The 14200-nt window shown below is 70.6% G+C and carries 13 protein-coding genes; 8 read left to right on the forward strand and 5 right to left on the reverse strand.

Features of this window, described 5'->3' with window-relative positions; all coding sequences use genetic code 11:
- The first annotated feature begins 62 nt into the window (after positions 1 to 62).
- From SALPAC4_RS0109990 to SALPAC4_RS0110000, 3 genes are all read left to right on the forward strand, one after another.
- Complete coding sequence (locus SALPAC4_RS0109990) at positions 63 to 944, forward strand: YybH family protein (RefSeq protein WP_019870211.1); 882 nt, start codon at positions 63 to 65, stop codon at positions 942 to 944.
- A gap of 94 nt (positions 945 to 1038) precedes the next feature.
- Entirely contained in the window at positions 1039 to 1323 is a 285-nt protein-coding gene (locus tag SALPAC4_RS0109995) for a type II toxin-antitoxin system Phd/YefM family antitoxin (RefSeq protein ID WP_018738335.1), read from the forward strand.
- Positions 1324 to 1346: 23 nt separating this feature from the next.
- On the forward strand, positions 1347 to 1640 hold the full coding sequence (locus SALPAC4_RS0110000) for a type II toxin-antitoxin system RelE family toxin (protein WP_019870212.1): 294 nt from the start codon (positions 1347 to 1349) through the stop codon (positions 1638 to 1640).
- A gap of 127 nt (positions 1641 to 1767) precedes the next feature.
- On the opposite strand, the gene valS is transcribed toward SALPAC4_RS0110000, so the two are convergent.
- On the reverse strand, positions 1768 to 4350 hold the full coding sequence (gene valS, locus SALPAC4_RS0110005; protein WP_027644715.1) for a valine--tRNA ligase: 2583 nt from the start codon (positions 4348 to 4350) through the stop codon (positions 1768 to 1770).
- A gap of 137 nt (positions 4351 to 4487) precedes the next feature.
- On the opposite strand from valS, the gene SALPAC4_RS0110010 reads away from it, so the two are divergent.
- On the forward strand, positions 4488 to 5441 hold the full coding sequence (locus tag SALPAC4_RS0110010; protein WP_019870214.1) for an L-threonylcarbamoyladenylate synthase: 954 nt from the start codon (positions 4488 to 4490) through the stop codon (positions 5439 to 5441).
- A gap of 30 nt (positions 5442 to 5471) precedes the next feature.
- On the opposite strand, the gene SALPAC4_RS0110015 is transcribed toward SALPAC4_RS0110010, so the two are convergent.
- On the reverse strand, positions 5472 to 9932 hold the full coding sequence (locus SALPAC4_RS0110015) for a cation-translocating P-type ATPase (protein ID WP_019870215.1): 4461 nt from the start codon (positions 9930 to 9932) through the stop codon (positions 5472 to 5474).
- Between the two features lie 117 nt (positions 9933 to 10049).
- On the opposite strand from SALPAC4_RS0110015, the gene SALPAC4_RS0110020 reads away from it, so the two are divergent.
- Positions 10050 to 10409 carry a hypothetical protein gene (locus tag SALPAC4_RS0110020; RefSeq protein ID WP_019870216.1) on the forward strand — a complete coding sequence of 120 codons (360 nt, stop codon included), beginning with the start codon at positions 10050 to 10052 and terminating at the stop codon, positions 10407 to 10409.
- A 125-nt stretch (positions 10410 to 10534) separates the two neighbouring features.
- Positions 10535 to 10729, forward strand: coding sequence for a hypothetical protein (locus SALPAC4_RS0110025; protein ID WP_018730945.1), 195 nt, complete (start codon positions 10535 to 10537; stop codon positions 10727 to 10729).
- A 106-nt stretch (positions 10730 to 10835) separates the two neighbouring features.
- Here the strand turns inward: SALPAC4_RS0110025 and SALPAC4_RS0110030 are convergent, their stop codons facing one another.
- From SALPAC4_RS0110030 to SALPAC4_RS0110040, 3 genes are all read right to left on the reverse strand, one after another.
- Positions 10836 to 11471 (reverse strand): DsbA family oxidoreductase, encoded by a 636-nt coding sequence (locus SALPAC4_RS0110030; protein ID WP_019870217.1) that lies wholly within the window; start codon positions 11469 to 11471, stop codon positions 10836 to 10838.
- Between the two features lie 20 nt (positions 11472 to 11491).
- Positions 11492 to 11920 carry a SufE family protein gene (locus SALPAC4_RS0110035; RefSeq protein ID WP_019870218.1) on the reverse strand — a complete coding sequence of 143 codons (429 nt, stop codon included), beginning with the start codon at positions 11918 to 11920 and terminating at the stop codon, positions 11492 to 11494.
- A gap of 83 nt (positions 11921 to 12003) precedes the next feature.
- Complete coding sequence (locus SALPAC4_RS0110040; RefSeq protein ID WP_019870219.1) at positions 12004 to 12429, reverse strand: CBS domain-containing protein; 426 nt, start codon at positions 12427 to 12429, stop codon at positions 12004 to 12006.
- 242 nt (positions 12430 to 12671) lie between these two features.
- On the opposite strand from SALPAC4_RS0110040, the gene SALPAC4_RS0110045 reads away from it, so the two are divergent.
- Together SALPAC4_RS0110045 and SALPAC4_RS0110050 are read left to right on the forward strand one after the other, a co-directional pair.
- Entirely contained in the window at positions 12672 to 13439 is a 768-nt protein-coding gene (locus SALPAC4_RS0110045; RefSeq protein ID WP_019870220.1) for an SGNH/GDSL hydrolase family protein, read from the forward strand.
- Positions 13440 to 13559: 120 nt separating this feature from the next.
- Positions 13560 to 14180: a TetR/AcrR family transcriptional regulator gene (locus SALPAC4_RS0110050; protein ID WP_019870221.1), complete on the forward strand. Its 621-nt coding sequence runs from the start codon at positions 13560 to 13562 to the stop codon at positions 14178 to 14180.
- Positions 14181 to 14200 lie beyond the last annotated feature (20 nt).

Below are 14200 nucleotides of genomic sequence, written 5' to 3' on the forward strand. Positions count from 1 at the left end.
TTGCGGACTGGCCGGGGTTGTAGTTCTGACGGACGCATCAACCCGGAAGGACCAAGCCGACCATGGCTACCAACGAGGAGCAAATCCGCACGCTCATCGAGCGCTGGGCCGAAGCGGTCCACCACGGTGATCTCACCGGGGTCCTCGCCGACCACACGAAGGACATCGTGATGTTCGACGTGCCGCCGCCGCAGCAGGGGGTGCGGGGTCTCGATTCCTACCGCGAGACCTGGCCACCATTCTTCCAATGGCAGGCCCAGGGGGCTTCGTTCGACATCGAGTCGCTGGAGGTCACCGCGGGTGAGGACGTCGCCTTCGCGTACGCCCTGCTGCGCTGCGGCACCGAGCGCGACTTCACCGACAATCCCGACAACCGGCTGCGGCTGACGTTCGGTCTGCGCAAGCAGGCCGGCCGGTGGGTCATCGCCCATGAGCATCACTCATTTCCGCTCACCGACGGGTCCACCGCGGCCGACCCCGCTCCGGACCAGGACCACGCTGCCGCCGAGCAGGACGACGCTGCCGCCGAGCGGGACCTACGCCAGCTGCACCAACGCTGGTTCGCCAGCACAGCGGCCAAAGACCTCGACGGCCTGATGGCCCCCATCGCCGACGATGTTGTCTCCTACGAGCATGACCAGGTGCTGCAGTGCATCGGGGTTGACGCTGTCCGCGAGGTCTGCAAGGCCGGGCTCGACGCGGCCGGCGACAGCAGCGTCACCTGGCAGGTTCCCGACCTGAAAATCCTGGTCAACGGTGATCTCGCCGTCGCCTGGGGGCTCAACCACGTTGAGGTCTCCGCCGGCAGCCAGTCGGTGGACACCTGGTCCCGCGGGACCCGTGTCTTTCAGCGCAGAGATGGCGCCTGGTCGATGACCCACCAGCACCTCTCCTACCCCTTCGACCCAGCCACCGGCTACGCCATGACCGACCTACGCCCGTAGCGTGAACGGCGGGTCCAGCACGGCGGGCCCGAGCTCGGCGGGCCAACACTATAGCGACCGGTCGTTATTCTGACCGGTCGCTATAGTGGCTGTTATGGAGACCGTACCGATCACCGAAGCTAAGGCTCGGATCGCCGAACTTGCCGACCGGGTCGCCCGAGAGCACGATCACTTCACCATCACCCGCAACGGCCGCGCCGATGTCATGCTGATCTCGGTAGCCGAGTACGAGTCGATGCGGGAAACGCTGGATCTGCTCTCCGACGATGAAGCCCTCGCCGACCTGCGTCAGTCGCGGGAGGATTTCGAAGCCGGCGACACGTTCTCGATGGATGAGGCCCGCGTCGAGCTGGAGCGACGTCGGAGCAGGGCCGCCTGATGCCTCCACGAGGCATCAGGCGGGTGGACGACGGCACCGAAGAACCGTCCAGCTCCTACACGGTGATGCTCTCCCGACAGGCGCGGCGCAACCTGCACGAGGACCTGCCGTTGGAGGTGGCGATCGCGGCGACGGAGACCATCCAGCATGCGATCGCGATCAGTCCCTACCGTGTTGGCAAGCCACTGGACGAACCTTTCGACGGATTCCACTCCGCCCGCCGCGGCACATACCGAATCATCTACCGGATCAACGAGGCCAAGCGGGTCGTGGAGATTCATTCGATCCGCCACCGGCGTGACGCCTACCGCTCGTAGGGCACGTATCGATATCGCTGTACCTGGGCTCGCCCCACCCCCTGTCTCAGCAGGTCAACAGCTGCCCTGATGTGCATGCGCTGCTGCGCAGCATCGCCGCCGGGCACAGGTCTCAGCCCGGGCCCCGTCAGCCGAGTGTGATCTCCGGCGTCAACGGCGTGTCCGCCTCGGCGGTGTCGACCGCCCGTACCACCCCCGCTGCCCGAACATCTCGGCTGACCTGAGCGAAGGCAGCGAGGTCGGTTGCGCGCCCGCGGAGGGTGAGCTGGGCTACCGGCGCCCGCATCGACTGCTTCGCCTCGGACTTCGCCCGGCGGACGGCGGCGAGCACATCGGCGGCGAGCCCGAGCAATTCCGCCCCGGCTCCGATGGGGTCATGAGATTCCGCGGCCCCACGGGCGTCGGTGGAGTCGTCGGGGCTGACGAGCTCCTGCCGAGTCGGCCACGCCGCCCGGTGCACCGAACCCTCCTGCCACCACGACCAGGCTTCCTCGGTGACGAACGGCAGCATCGGCGCGAAGAGCCGCAGCAGCGTGTGCAGCGCCAGCGCGAGCGCGGCGTGGGCTGAACGGACGGCGGGATCGTCCGGTTCCCCGTACGCGCGCTCCTTGACTAACTCCAGGTAGTCGTCGCAGAAGGACCAGAAGAACTGCTCCGTGCACTCGAGCGACCGGGTGTAGTCGTACTGGGTGAACCCGGCCGTAGCGGAGTCGACGACGGAGGCAAGGCGGGCCAGCATCGCACGGTCGAGCGGTTCGGTCACCTGCGCCAGGTGGGGTGCCAACAGCGTCGGGGACTCGAACCGCAGCACGAACTTGGTGGCATTAAGGATCTTGATGGCGAGTCGGCGGCCGATCTTCATCTGCCCGGTGTCGAAGGCCGTGTCGGTGCCCGGCCGGCCGCTGACCGCCCAATACCGGACGGCGTCGGAGCCGTACTCCTCCAAGAGGGCCATCGGCGTGACCGTGTTCCCCTTGGACTTCGACATCTTCTTGCGGTCCGGGTCCAGGATCCAGCCCGACAGCAGCGCGGTCTTCCAGGGCAGGCGGTGGAACTCCTGGTGCGACCGGAGCACGGTGGCGAACAACCAGGTCCGGATGATCTCGTGCGCCTGCGGGCGGAGGTCCATCGGGAAAACCCGGGCGAAGAGGTCGTCGTCAACCGTCCACCCGCCGGCGATCTCCGGGGTGAGCGAGGAGGTGGCCCAGGTGTCCATTACATCCGGGTCCGCCGTGAAGCCGCCCGGTTGGTTGCGCTGGCTCTCCTGATAGCCGGTCGGGGCGTCGCTGCTGGGATCAACCGGTAGCGCCTCACCGTCCGGCAGGATGGGGTGCTCGTAGTCGGGCTCGCCCGAGTCGTCGAGCGGGTACCAGACGGGGATGGGCACCCCGAAGAAACGCTGTCGACTGATGATCCAGTCTCCGGAGAGACCCTCAACCCAGTTCTCGTACCGGCTGCGCATGAACTCGGGGGACCAGGTCAGCTCGCGCCCCCGCCGGACCAGCGCGGCTCGCAGTTCGGTGTCCCGACCCCCGTTGCGGACGTACCACTGTCGGGTGGTGACGATCTCGAGTGGCTTGTCACCCTTCTCGTAGAACTTGACCGCCTGGGTGGTGGGGCGGGGCTCGGTCTCGAGATTCCCGGCGGTGCGCAGCAGCTCCACGATCTTCGCCTTGGCGGAGAACGATGTCAGGCCGGCGAGCATTCGGTACGCCGACACCGCGTCGGCGTTGACGACCCCGGGTGGTGGCTCGGGGAGCAGGCGGCCGTCGCGACCCATCACCGGGCGGGTCGGTAGGTCCAGCTCCCGCCACCACAGCACGTCCGTCAGGTCGCCGAAGGTGCAGATCATCGCGATTCCGGAACCCTTGTCCGGCTGAGCCAGCGGGTGTGCCCTGATCGGCACCGGGACACCGAAGAGCGGCGTGACGGCGGTGCTACCGAAGAGATGTTGGTACCGCTCGTCATCCGGATGGGCGACGAGCGCGACGCAGGCCGGCAGTAGCTCGGGCCGGGTGGTCTCGACGTAGATCTTGTCTCCGGTCGCCGAGTGGAAGGCGAGCCGGTAGTAGTTGCCCTGGCGCTCGCGATCCTCCAACTCGGCCTGTGCGACGGCCGTGCGGAAGGTGACGTCCCAGAGGGTCGGGGCGTCCGCCAGGTACGCCTCACCCCGGTCCAGGTTGCGGAGGAAGGCCCGCTGGGAGATCGCCCGACTCCGGTCATCGATCGTCGCGTACGTCAGGGACCAGTCGACGGAGAGGCCCAGGTGCCGCCAGAGGGCCTCGAACGCCTGCTCGTCAAGCTCGGTGAGGTTCCGGCACAGCTCGACGAAGTTACGCCGGGAGATCGGTTGCGGCCGGCTCGGAGGCTCGGCCGGTGGCGTAAAACCCGGGTCGTACGGCAGGGAGGGGTCGCACCGCACCCCGTAGTAGTTCTGTACCCGCCGCTCGGTGGGCAGACCGTTGTCGTCCCACCCCATCGGGTAGAAGACTGTCCGGCCCCGCATCCGCTGGAACCTCGCGATGGCGTCGGCGTGGGTGTAGGAGAAGACGTGACCGACGTGCAGTGCCCCGCTGACCGTCGGTGGCGGGGTGTCAATCGAGTAGACGTCGTCCCGGGTTACCGAGCGGTCGAAGCGATAGGTGCCGTTCTGCTCCCATACCCGTGACCAGACCTTCTCGATGCCCTCAAGGGACGCCTTGGCCGGCACGGCTAAACGCTTCGTGGTGTTCTCGGTCACGGTCGGACTATATGCCGCTGGTCCAATGATTTCCGCCCGCTGATCGGGTCGGCGACGGGGGAGCGGGCCCGGCAGGTTAGCGTCGAGGCGTGAGCACGCCGCGAGTATTGCCCGCTGACAGCGGTGTCATCGAGGCCGCTTCCGTCCTACGGGCCGGTGGTCTGGTGGCCCTGCCCACCGAGACGGTGTACGGCCTGGGCGCGAACGCGCTGGACGCCCCGGCGGTAGCTCGGATTTTCGCGGCCAAGGCGCGGCCGAGCTTCGATCCGCTGATCAGTCACCTGGCTGAGGCGGCGGAGCTGGAAAAGCTGGTGGGTACGGTGCCGGCGGCGGTGGCGGTGCTGGCCGAGCGTTTCTGGCCCGGGCCGCTGACGCTGATCGTGGACCGGCCGGCGGTGATCCCGCCGATCGTCACCTCCGGGCTGGAGACGATGGCGGTACGGGTGCCGGACCACGCCGCGACGCGCGAGTTGATCGCGGCGGCCGGGGTGCCGGTGGCGGCACCGAGCGCGAACCGGTTCGGTCAGCTCAGCCCGACGCGGGCCGAGCACGTGGTGGCGGGGCTGGGGGCGGCGGTTGACGTGGTGCTCGACGGTGGGCCGACCCGGTGTGGGATCGAGTCGACGATCGTGGACGCGCGAGGCGACCGTCCGGTGGTGCTGCGGTTGGGCGCGCTGCCGGTGGAGTCGCTTCAGGAAGCGGTCGGTCCGGTGCTGGTACGGCCGGGCAGTTCGGGGCAGCCGGTTGCACCGGGGACGCTGGCGGCGCACTACGCCCCGCGTACGCGGCTGCGGTTGGTCACCGATGTCGAGCCGGCGGATGGCGGTGTTGCCCGGCGGGGGTTCCTGGGCTTCCGCGGCGTTCCGGTGGGGGACTGGGCGGCGGCGGAGGTGCTGTCCAGCAGGGGCGACCTGACCGAGGCGGCGGCCCGGTTGTTCGACGCGCTACATCGACTGGATGCTGCCGGCGTGGACGAGATCCTGGTGGAACCGGTGCCCGAGGTGGGGGTGGGCCGGGCGATCAACGACCGGCTGCGCCGCGCCGCCGCAACCTGGACGTAGCCGCGTGCGGAGACGACCTTCGTCGCGGCGCTAGCTGCCGTGCCCACGGAGGCGGGCGAGCAGGTCGTGCAGGTCCACCCCGGGGCGGGGCGGGGCCGGTAGCTGCTCCACCAGGCGGGCGACTGTGCCGTTGGTGAGGGCGGCGCCGGCCGCGGAGCCGGTGGCGATCGTCCAGCTGATCGGGCCGAGCGGGGTGCAGCCGAAGAAGTGGCTGAGGCCGGGAGTCTGCACGACCAGCACGAGCACCCCCACCGAGCCGGCGGTGGTGAGCAGGACGCCCCGGGTGGTGCCGCCGGCCAGCAGGGTCTGGCCGAGCTGGGTGCCGATCAGCGACACCAGGGCCACCGTGCCGGCCCGGCGGGGTGACGCCGCCGCCCACCGGGACAGCACCCAGCCGGCGGTGGCACCGAGCGCGGTGGAGGTGGCGCGGACGCCGAGTTCCCGGTTGAGGGTGGCGCCGAGGGAGGTGTCTGGCCCTTCCCGGAGCAGGTTCTCGCTCTGTTCCGGCGGGGGCGGCCGGACCGCCACGGCCAGGGCGGGGGCCAGATCGGTGAGCAGGTTGACGAGCAGCAGTTGCCGGCCGTTGAGCGCGGAGCGGCCGTCCGCGGCGGCGGTGACGATGCTGAACGCGATCTCGCCGAGGTTGCCGCCGAACAGGATGCTCAGCGCGTGCCGGACCGATGACCACATGGCCCGTCCTTCGGCGAGGGTGGCGATGATGGTCTCCAGTCGGTCGTCCAGGACCACCAGGTCGGCTGCCGCGCGAGCCGCGGGGGTGCCGCGCTGTCCGAGGGCGATGCCCACGTCGGCGAGGCGGATGGCGGGTGCGTCGTTGGCGCCGTCGCCGGTCATCGCCACGGTGCGCCCGCAGGTCCGGAGCGCCTGGATCATCCGTACCTTGTGGGCCGGCGTGCACCGCGCCACGACATCGGTGGTCACCAGTCGCGCCGCCAACGCTTCGTCGTCGAGGTCCACAAGGTCGTTGGCGGTCGCCACCCGCTGGCCGTCACCGGGGCTGATCACAGCGGCGATCGCTTCGGCGGTGGCCGGATGGTCACCGGTGATCATGATGGTGTGCACCCCCGCCCTGCGGATGCTCTCCACCGCCGGTGCGGCGCTGGCCCGGATCCCGTCGGCCAGCGCGAGGATGCCGACGAAGGTCAGGCCCTGGACGTCGTCGTCAGCGATGGACTCGTCGGGCACCACCCGTTCGGCGAGGGCCAGCACCCGCTGGCCGGCCCCGGCGTGCCGGAGCAGCTCCTGCTGGACCGCCTCCCGGGTCGTGTCGTCCAACGGCGCCACCCCGGCCTCGGTCCGCCGGTTACGGCAGCGGGGCAGGACGGTCTCCGGGGCGCCCTTGACGCTGAGGACCAGGCCGGCGTCGCAGGTGCCGACGGTGGCGTGGTAGCCGCGGGACGGTTCGAAGGGAAGCCCGCCGGCGGGACACCAATCCTCAGCACCGGTCTGCTCCACCGTGTTGGTCTCCTGGGCCGCCCGGCGGATCGCCCGGTCGGCCTGCTCGGGAAGCTGTTCCGGGTCCTCGGCGTCCGGAGTGGCGCGCAGCGCGACGGCGAGGATCATGCGGAGGTGGTCGTCGAGCTGGTCAACGGTGGCGAAGCGAGTACCGTCGCCCACTCCGGAGAGCACCAGCCGCCCCTCGGTCAGGGTGCCGGTCTTGTCGAAGCAGAGCACGTCAACGCGCCCCAATGCCTCGATCGTGCGGGGGTTACGCACCAGGGCGCCGCGTTCGGCCAGACGCCGGGCCGCCGCCAGCTGCGCGGCGCTGACCAGGAACGGCAACCCTTCGGGCACCGACGCGACGGCCAGGTTCGCGGCGGTTGAGGCGGTCTCCGCCAGCGGTACGCCACGCGCGACGCCGGCACCGGCGACCGCGACGGCGGATCCGAGCGCGAGCGGTATCGCCGAGCCGGTGAGTCCGCCGAGTCGCGCTTCGACGCCGCCGCTGGGTCGGGCCTGCCGGGCGAGGCTGAGGCTGCGCCCGGCCTCCGTGTCGGTACCGGTGGCGACGACCACGGCCAAGCCGTGACCGGCGGCGACGGTGGTGCCTTCGTACAGCATCGAATGGCGATCGGCGATGTCGGAGGCGGCCACCGGTTGGTCCGTCTTGCCGACCGGCAAGGACTCGCCGGTGAGTGAGGACTCGTCTGCCTCCAACCCCGTGGCCTCGAGGATCCGGCAGTCGGCCGGTATGGCGTCACCTGGGTCCAAGGTGATCACGTCGCCGGGGACCAGGCCGTCGGCGGGCAGCTGCTGCTCGGCGCCGCCCCGCCGGACCCGGGCGGTGATCGCGGTACGGGACAGTAACTCGGCCAGCGACCGTTCGGTGTTGCGCTGGTGTACCGCCCCGACCAGGGCGGAGCCGCCGACCACACCGCTGACCAGGGCGGCGTCAACCAGGGAGCCGAACGACGCGGACAGCACCGCCCCGGCGGCGAGGACCGGGGTCAACGGGTTGGCCAGCTCGTCCAGGAAGGCGCGGAGCAGGGTCGGAGTCGGACCGCCGTCGGCGACCGGGGCGGAGCGTCGGCGGTCGGCCTCCGTCGGATCCAACCCGTCGAAGCTGCTGCCCAACTCGTCAAGGACGGTTCCTACCGGCATCAGGTGCCACGGGACCGCCGACCGCCCGGCGGGAGCCTCGGTCGGGTTGGGCAGGTGGTGGGCTCGCCACACGCCGTGGGCGAACGCCAGTGCCGCCGTCCCGTTGACCGCGGCCTGGGTTCGATCCGGGAGCTGTTCCCGTGCGGCGGTGAGTGCGGACAGCGCCCCGAGACCGGTGCCGCCGAGCCCCAGCCGGATGTTCTGCCTCGTCATCCGGCGGGCCACCCCAGCTGCCTCGACCACCAGCGCGGCGGCCCCGAGGTCGGTTCCGAGCAGTAGGTGCGCACCCCAGGGCGGCAGCTCCTCGTCGATGGTCAGGCCGAGGCCGCAGTCGGCTGCCGCGAGCGCCCCTCGGTCACCGGAGAGCAGCATCACGACCGCGCCGTCGCGTTGCAGCTGGCGAACCGTTTCGGTGAGCCGGGCACCGCCGGCGAGGACGATGTCGGCGAAGGCGTACCGGCCCGGGTCGTCGTCCGCCACGACCAGTCGCAACCCGGCGCGTCGCGCGGCGGCCGGCAGGAGGTCCATGCCGGGGGCCGGCTCGGCCTCGACCCGCAGCAGCGCGACGAGCCGACCACCGTGGGCCAGGCCGAGGAGGCGGCCGCCGGATGCCCGAAGTCGGTCGCTGTGCAGGGTGTCGCCCGGGTCAGTCGCGTCGAGGCGGTCCAGCGGGCCGAGAGCCCAGCCCTCGCCGTGCTGGACCGCCGCCGGCTGATTGGGGTCGAAGAGGGCAAACGCTCGGGCGCCCACCTCGCCCAGCTCAGCGTCGCCCAGTGGCGCCAGGTCGGTGAGGACGCCGCGATCGGAGCCGAGGATTGTGGCGTCCAGCACCAACGTGTCGATCCGGTCGAGTTCGCGGAGCACGCGGCGGTCCATGGCGATGACGCCGCGCCGCGCGAGCAGGCTTCCGAGCTGGGCGGCGTACCCCTCCCGGCCGGCGCCGCTGGCCTTCGGAAGCGCGGCGAGGCCGAGTGCGGCGGCGCGTTTCGGACCGGCCACCGGGGCTGCTGTCGCGGCTGCTGCCGCGCCGGCGTGGAGCATCCGGATCACGTACGCCTCGGCCGGTCCATCCGGCTTCGGGCAGGGCCGTTCGGCTGACAGGACGGGGGCAGCGGCCCGGCCCGGAGCGCCGGTGAGCCGGGGTTCGGCCGTTGTCCACGCGGCGAGCTGGGCCCGCGCCTCGCCCCACTGCACCACCCGCTGGAGGCTGTCCAGGACGATGCCGGTCCAGCCGCCCGCGAGGCCCTGCGTCACCGCCTCGGCCAGGGGGAAGAGGAGGTCGGCGCGGGGGTCGGCGCGCACTCCCCGGTTGGCGAGCGCGTGCAGCCTCGGGTGCAGGTCAACCGCGTTGAGGAGGCCGGAGACCTCACCCGGCACCGGGGTGAAGGGCAGGATCCGGGTGGCGGCGGAGATCGTCAGACCGAGCGCGTCGGAGGCGAGGGCGCCGAGCGTGCGGGGGGTGCGGGGGCCCTCCTCCGGCGGGTGCGGCGGTGGGATCTCCGGGTCCGGTTCGTGCGGGCTGATGCGTTCGGCGCGGGCCACGGTGGCGATCAGATCGCGCAGCCTCGGCTCGGGGGAGCCGACGGCGACCACCACCCGCCCCGAGGGGGCGTTTACCCGCGCCCAGCTCACGCCGGGTACGCGTTCCAGCGCCGCTTCGACCTGCCGGGCGAGCTGTTCCCCGCCGTCCTGGCAGACACCGTGCACCTCGATGTGGTGTCGGCCGTAACGGGACCAGACGCGGCGGCTGGTCAGCCCGGCGAGCCGCGCGGCCCGGGTAGCGGCGGAGCCGAGATTGCGGGCCGCCTGCCCCATCAGCTGTGGCACGGCTGGCACGCGCACGCTGCCAGCGACGCGGCCCAGCGGGATCATCGAGGCGTGCGGCGTGACTCGTGTCGGCCCGATCCCCCGGTGTCGCTCTTCCCGTACGCCATCCCGCCTCCCACACCGTGTGTCCCGGTGGTCTGACTTCCCGCCCGGCCGTCCGTTATGCCCCTGAACAGCGGCGAAGTTCTACCGGCCGGGCCGGCATGGCGGGCGACGACGGTGGAAAACCACGGCGGTCACCGCCGTTTCTTGGAGGTCGAGATGAGTATGTTGACCCGGGATCTCAGTGGGAGTCGGGACATGATCCGGACTTTCACCCGCCGAGTGGAGGTACCGGTACTGGGGGAGGTGGCCATCCCGCCGCCAGACAAACTGGCGTACTACGCGGGTGTGGGTCTGCTCACCCTCTTGCAGGTCATCGAATGGCCGGTGGCGTTGGTGGTGACCGCTGGTCACGTGCTCGCCGATCAGCATCTGTCTGGGCTGGCCAAGGGGCTCGGGGAGGCGTTGGAGACCGCCTGATCACCGCGGTCCCGGGTGACCCTCGGCTGGCTCCGGCCGGGACGGGTGGTGGGCGCTGGACACGTACGGGGGAACCCGTCCGCGGCCACCGGCCCACCCGGCTTGGACGAACCTACGGTTGCCTCATGTTTACCCTGGTCACCACCGTGATTCTGTACGTCGGAGGCTTCGTCTTCCTGTACGGAGTGATCCGCCTCGCGATCCGGCACTCCCTGGAGGAGGCGGAGGTGCGTCGGATCGAGGCCCAGCGGGCCGAGGAGCTGGCCGCGCACCGGGATCGGGCCCTGCTGGAGGGGAAGGGCTACCTCGCCGGGAGCTGACCTGGTGGTAGCGGCGTCCGCACCACCAGGTAGCTGTGGTTGTCAATGTTGTTGCACGTGAAACATCAGGACGGTCGATGCCTGGGGTTGACTTCGGCGTACCCCGTCAGGCCCCGGTCGCCAGGTGCCGCTGGGCTTCGGTCAGGGCGGCGAGCAGGGCTGACGATTCCTGCGCGCCGGTCACCGCGTACCTGCCGGCGAGAACGTAGGTCGGCACGCTCGTGATGCCGAGTTCCCGTGCGGTGGCCAGCCGGGCGCGGACCTCGGCTACCTGCCCGTCGGATTCGAGGAAGGTGTGGGCGGCCGCGGCGTCCAGGCCGATCTCGCCCGCGATCGTCGCCAGCGCAGGCCGAGAGCCGATATCGACGCCGTCGCGGAAGTGGGCCCGGTGGAGCGCCTCAACCATCTCGGCGGCCCGGTCCCGCTCGGTCGCCCAGGCGACCAGCCGATGTGCGTCGAAGGTGTTCGCGGCGAGCGCACGGTCGAAGTCGAACTCGATGCCGTCTCCGGCGGCGGCCCGAGTGACCTGGTCCGCCATCTGCCGGGCGCGCTCCCGGCCGCCGAACTTCGCGCCCAGCGCGTCCAGCAACGGCAGCGGCTCGGGAACCGGCGCCGGGTCGAGCTGGAACGGTCGATAGCTGACGGTCACGGCGCCGTCGTAGGACGCGAGTGCCCGCTCCAGCCGGCGCTTGCCGAGATAGCACCAGGGGCAGACCAGATCGCTGTAGATTTCGATCTCCATAACCGAAGGAAACCCGGTGGTCAGCCCGTCTGTTCCCGGACCTGACGTTTGAGTCGGGCCAGCACCGCGGTGCCGCCCCGGATCCGTAGCGGACTTACTGCCTGGGCCAGCCCCATCCGTTGGTACAGGTCGTCGGGGACGGCCAGCACCTGCGCTGGCTGAGCCCCGGCGAGCCCTTCGGCGAGGATCCCCGCGAAGGCGCGGGTGGTGGCCGCCTCGGGCGGGCAGTCGAAGACGGTCTCGACGCGGCCCTCCGGAGTCACCCGGGCGCTCAGGAAGAGTGCCGTCTGGCACTCCGGGACCTGCTCCATCTCGGTGCGGCCGGGGTGCCCGGACGGCAACGGCCCGATGGCGTCGGCGTACTCCAGTAGCAGTTCCAGCACGATGTCACGGGGCGCGGTGGCGAACTCGTCCACGATCTCGACCAGCCGGGGAGGCATCTCGGGCATCCCGCCAGGCTACCGCCGCCCGGAACTCGGACCGGGCGATGTGACGACGGAGCGCATCCATCTCACGGTCGGGCGGGCCTACATCACGGCGTCGGGGTCTGCCCACTCAGTTGGCCGAGCGCCGATTCGGGGTCGAGTCGCAGGGCGAGGTCACCGAGGGAGATGATGCCGACCAGCTTCCGCTCGTTGTCGCAGACCAGCACTCGCCGTACGCCCCGATCTCGCATGAGGGCCGCCGCCTCGCTCGTGGTGCAGTTCTGTTCGATCATCACCACCTCACGAGTGATGATCGATTCAATGGTGGTTCGGGCCGGGTCGCTCCGTTGGGCGACGGCCCGGACCACGATGTCCCGGTCCGTGAGTATCCCGGCGAGGGTGGCGCCGTCGGTGGCGACCACGTCTCCGATATCGGCTTCCTTCATCACCCGTGCGGCTTCATCCAGAGTGGTCTCCATCGGTAGGTAGATGACCTGCTTTGTCATCACGTCGCTGACCCGGAAACTGGTCATGGGACTCCTTCGGAAGCGATCCAGCCCGATCGGGACGCGGTTCCCCGTTCTACCCTTACTACACCTATCTCTCTGGTCTGCCCTTTGACCAGAGGCGGTCCGGCGCCCGTCGCCTCGATGTCACCTGACCCGACCCGGGGGCACCAGTAGAAGCACTATTGGTGAGAAACTATCGCTTCTCAGGCAGGGCTCGCCGCTATCGGAGGCGGAGACACGGGCCCTTCCCTACCCTGGAGGGTGTAGTGGGCTGGCGCAGTTTCGTGGCGGTCGGGGACAGCTTCACCGAGGGCCTGAATGACACCCACCCGGACGGTGGCTTTCGGGGCTGGGCCGACCTGGTGGCCTCCCGGCTCGCCGTGGAGGCCGGGTCGGAGTTCCGGTACGCGAACCTCGCTATTCGCGGCCGGCTCTTTCCCCGGGTGGTGGACGAGCAGGTTCCCGCCGCGTTGGCGATGCAGCCGGATCTGATCAGTTTCGCGGCCGGTGGGAACGACGTGCTGCGGCGAAGCTTCGACCCAGACGACCTGATCGCGCGTTTCGACGACGTGGTGGGGCGGCTGCGCGCAGGCGGCGCCGACGTGGTCCTGTTCCGTTTCGCCGACGTCATGGCCCGCCTGCCCGGGCAGCGGCTGGTCGCCCCCCGAGTGCGGTTACTCAATCAGGCGGTGGGGGACACGGCGCAACAGCACGGAGCGATCCTGGTCGACCTGTACGGCGACGATGCGTACCTGAACCCGATGCTGTGGAGCACTGACCGGCTGCATCTCTCCTCAGCCGGGCACCGACGGGTGGCCGCCCAGGTGCTGACCGCGCTGGGGGTCAGCTGTGCTGAGGAGTGGTTGCTGGCCCCAGAGCATCCGCTGCCCAAGCCGTGGCTGACAGCCCGCACTGACGACCTGCGATGGGCAACCCAGCACCTGGCGCCCTGGCTCACGCGTCGCCTCACGGGTCGCAGCTCCGGCGACACGGTCACCGCCAAGCGTCCTGTCCTGACCCCGTTGTCGGACTGACCGGCCCCGCTCTCCCAGAGCGGGCCCACCGCGCCCGGTTACTGCCCGGGCCGTGCCTCGGAAACCCGAGGCACGGCCCGGCCGCTGCACGTTGAGGGGTCGGCGGACTACGCTTTCCCCGTGACGGTGCAGCAGTCGCCCAAAGCGGTGAACGGCGATACGGGCGGGGGCCGGCGTCGGTCCCGCAAGGAGGAGATTCTCGAGATCGCGGTCGGGCTGTTCGCCGCCCGGGGCTACCACGGCGTGTCAATGGATGACATCGGCGCCGCCGCCGGGGTGACCGGTCCGGCGCTCTACCACCACTTCGCCGGTAAGGAGGCGATGCTGGTCGCGGCGCTGATCCCGGTCAGCGAAGGGCTGCTCGACGGCGGCCGGGAGCGAGTTGCCGCCCACCCCGACGATCCCCGCGCCGCACTGGAGTCACTGATCGACTTTCATGTCGACTTCGCGTTGGCCCAGCCGGCGGTGATCGCCCTACACCTGCACGAGCTGGACCGACTGCCTGATCAACCGCGTCGCCGCATTCGCCGGCTCCAGCGGCTGTACGTCGAGGAATGGGTCAGCGTACTGATCGCGTCGCACCCGGGCCTGCCCGACAACGAGGCGCGGGTCTTGGCCCACGCCGCCTTCGGCCTGATGAACTCGACCCCGTTCCTCGGCGGCGTGGTGGACCGGCAACGCCGAGCCGAGCTGCTCCGGGGCGCGACGCTGGCTGCTCTGCTGGCACCGACCGCCCGCTGAGTACTGGGCCCGGGTTTGCC

Origin of the sequence: Salinispora oceanensis (genome assembly GCF_000383575.1) — a bacterium.
Lineage (GTDB): Bacteria > Actinomycetota > Actinomycetes > Mycobacteriales > Micromonosporaceae > Micromonospora > Micromonospora oceanensis.

Bases quoted from the DNA above. Each gene is read 5' to 3' on its own strand.
- SALPAC4_RS0109990 (WP_019870211.1), top strand. From the start codon at position 63: ATGGCTACCAACGAGGAGCAAATCCGCACGCTCATCGAGCGCTGGGCC.
- SALPAC4_RS0110015 (WP_019870215.1), bottom strand. From the start codon at position 9,932: ATGATCCCGCTGGGCCGCGTCGCTGGCAGCGTGCGCGTGCCAGCCGTG.
- SALPAC4_RS0110040 (WP_019870219.1), bottom strand. From the start codon at position 12,429: ATGACCAGTTTCCGGGTCAGCGACGTGATGACAAAGCAGGTCATCTAC.
- SALPAC4_RS0110020 (WP_019870216.1), top strand. From the start codon at position 10,050: ATGCCCCTGAACAGCGGCGAAGTTCTACCGGCCGGGCCGGCATGGCGG.
- SALPAC4_RS0110030 (WP_019870217.1), bottom strand. From the start codon at position 11,471: ATGGAGATCGAAATCTACAGCGATCTGGTCTGCCCCTGGTGCTATCTC.
- SALPAC4_RS0110025 (WP_018730945.1), top strand. From the start codon at position 10,535: ATGTTTACCCTGGTCACCACCGTGATTCTGTACGTCGGAGGCTTCGTC.
- SALPAC4_RS0110035 (WP_019870218.1), bottom strand. From the start codon at position 11,920: ATGCCCGAGATGCCTCCCCGGCTGGTCGAGATCGTGGACGAGTTCGCC.
- SALPAC4_RS0109995 (WP_018738335.1), top strand. From the start codon at position 1,039: ATGGAGACCGTACCGATCACCGAAGCTAAGGCTCGGATCGCCGAACTT.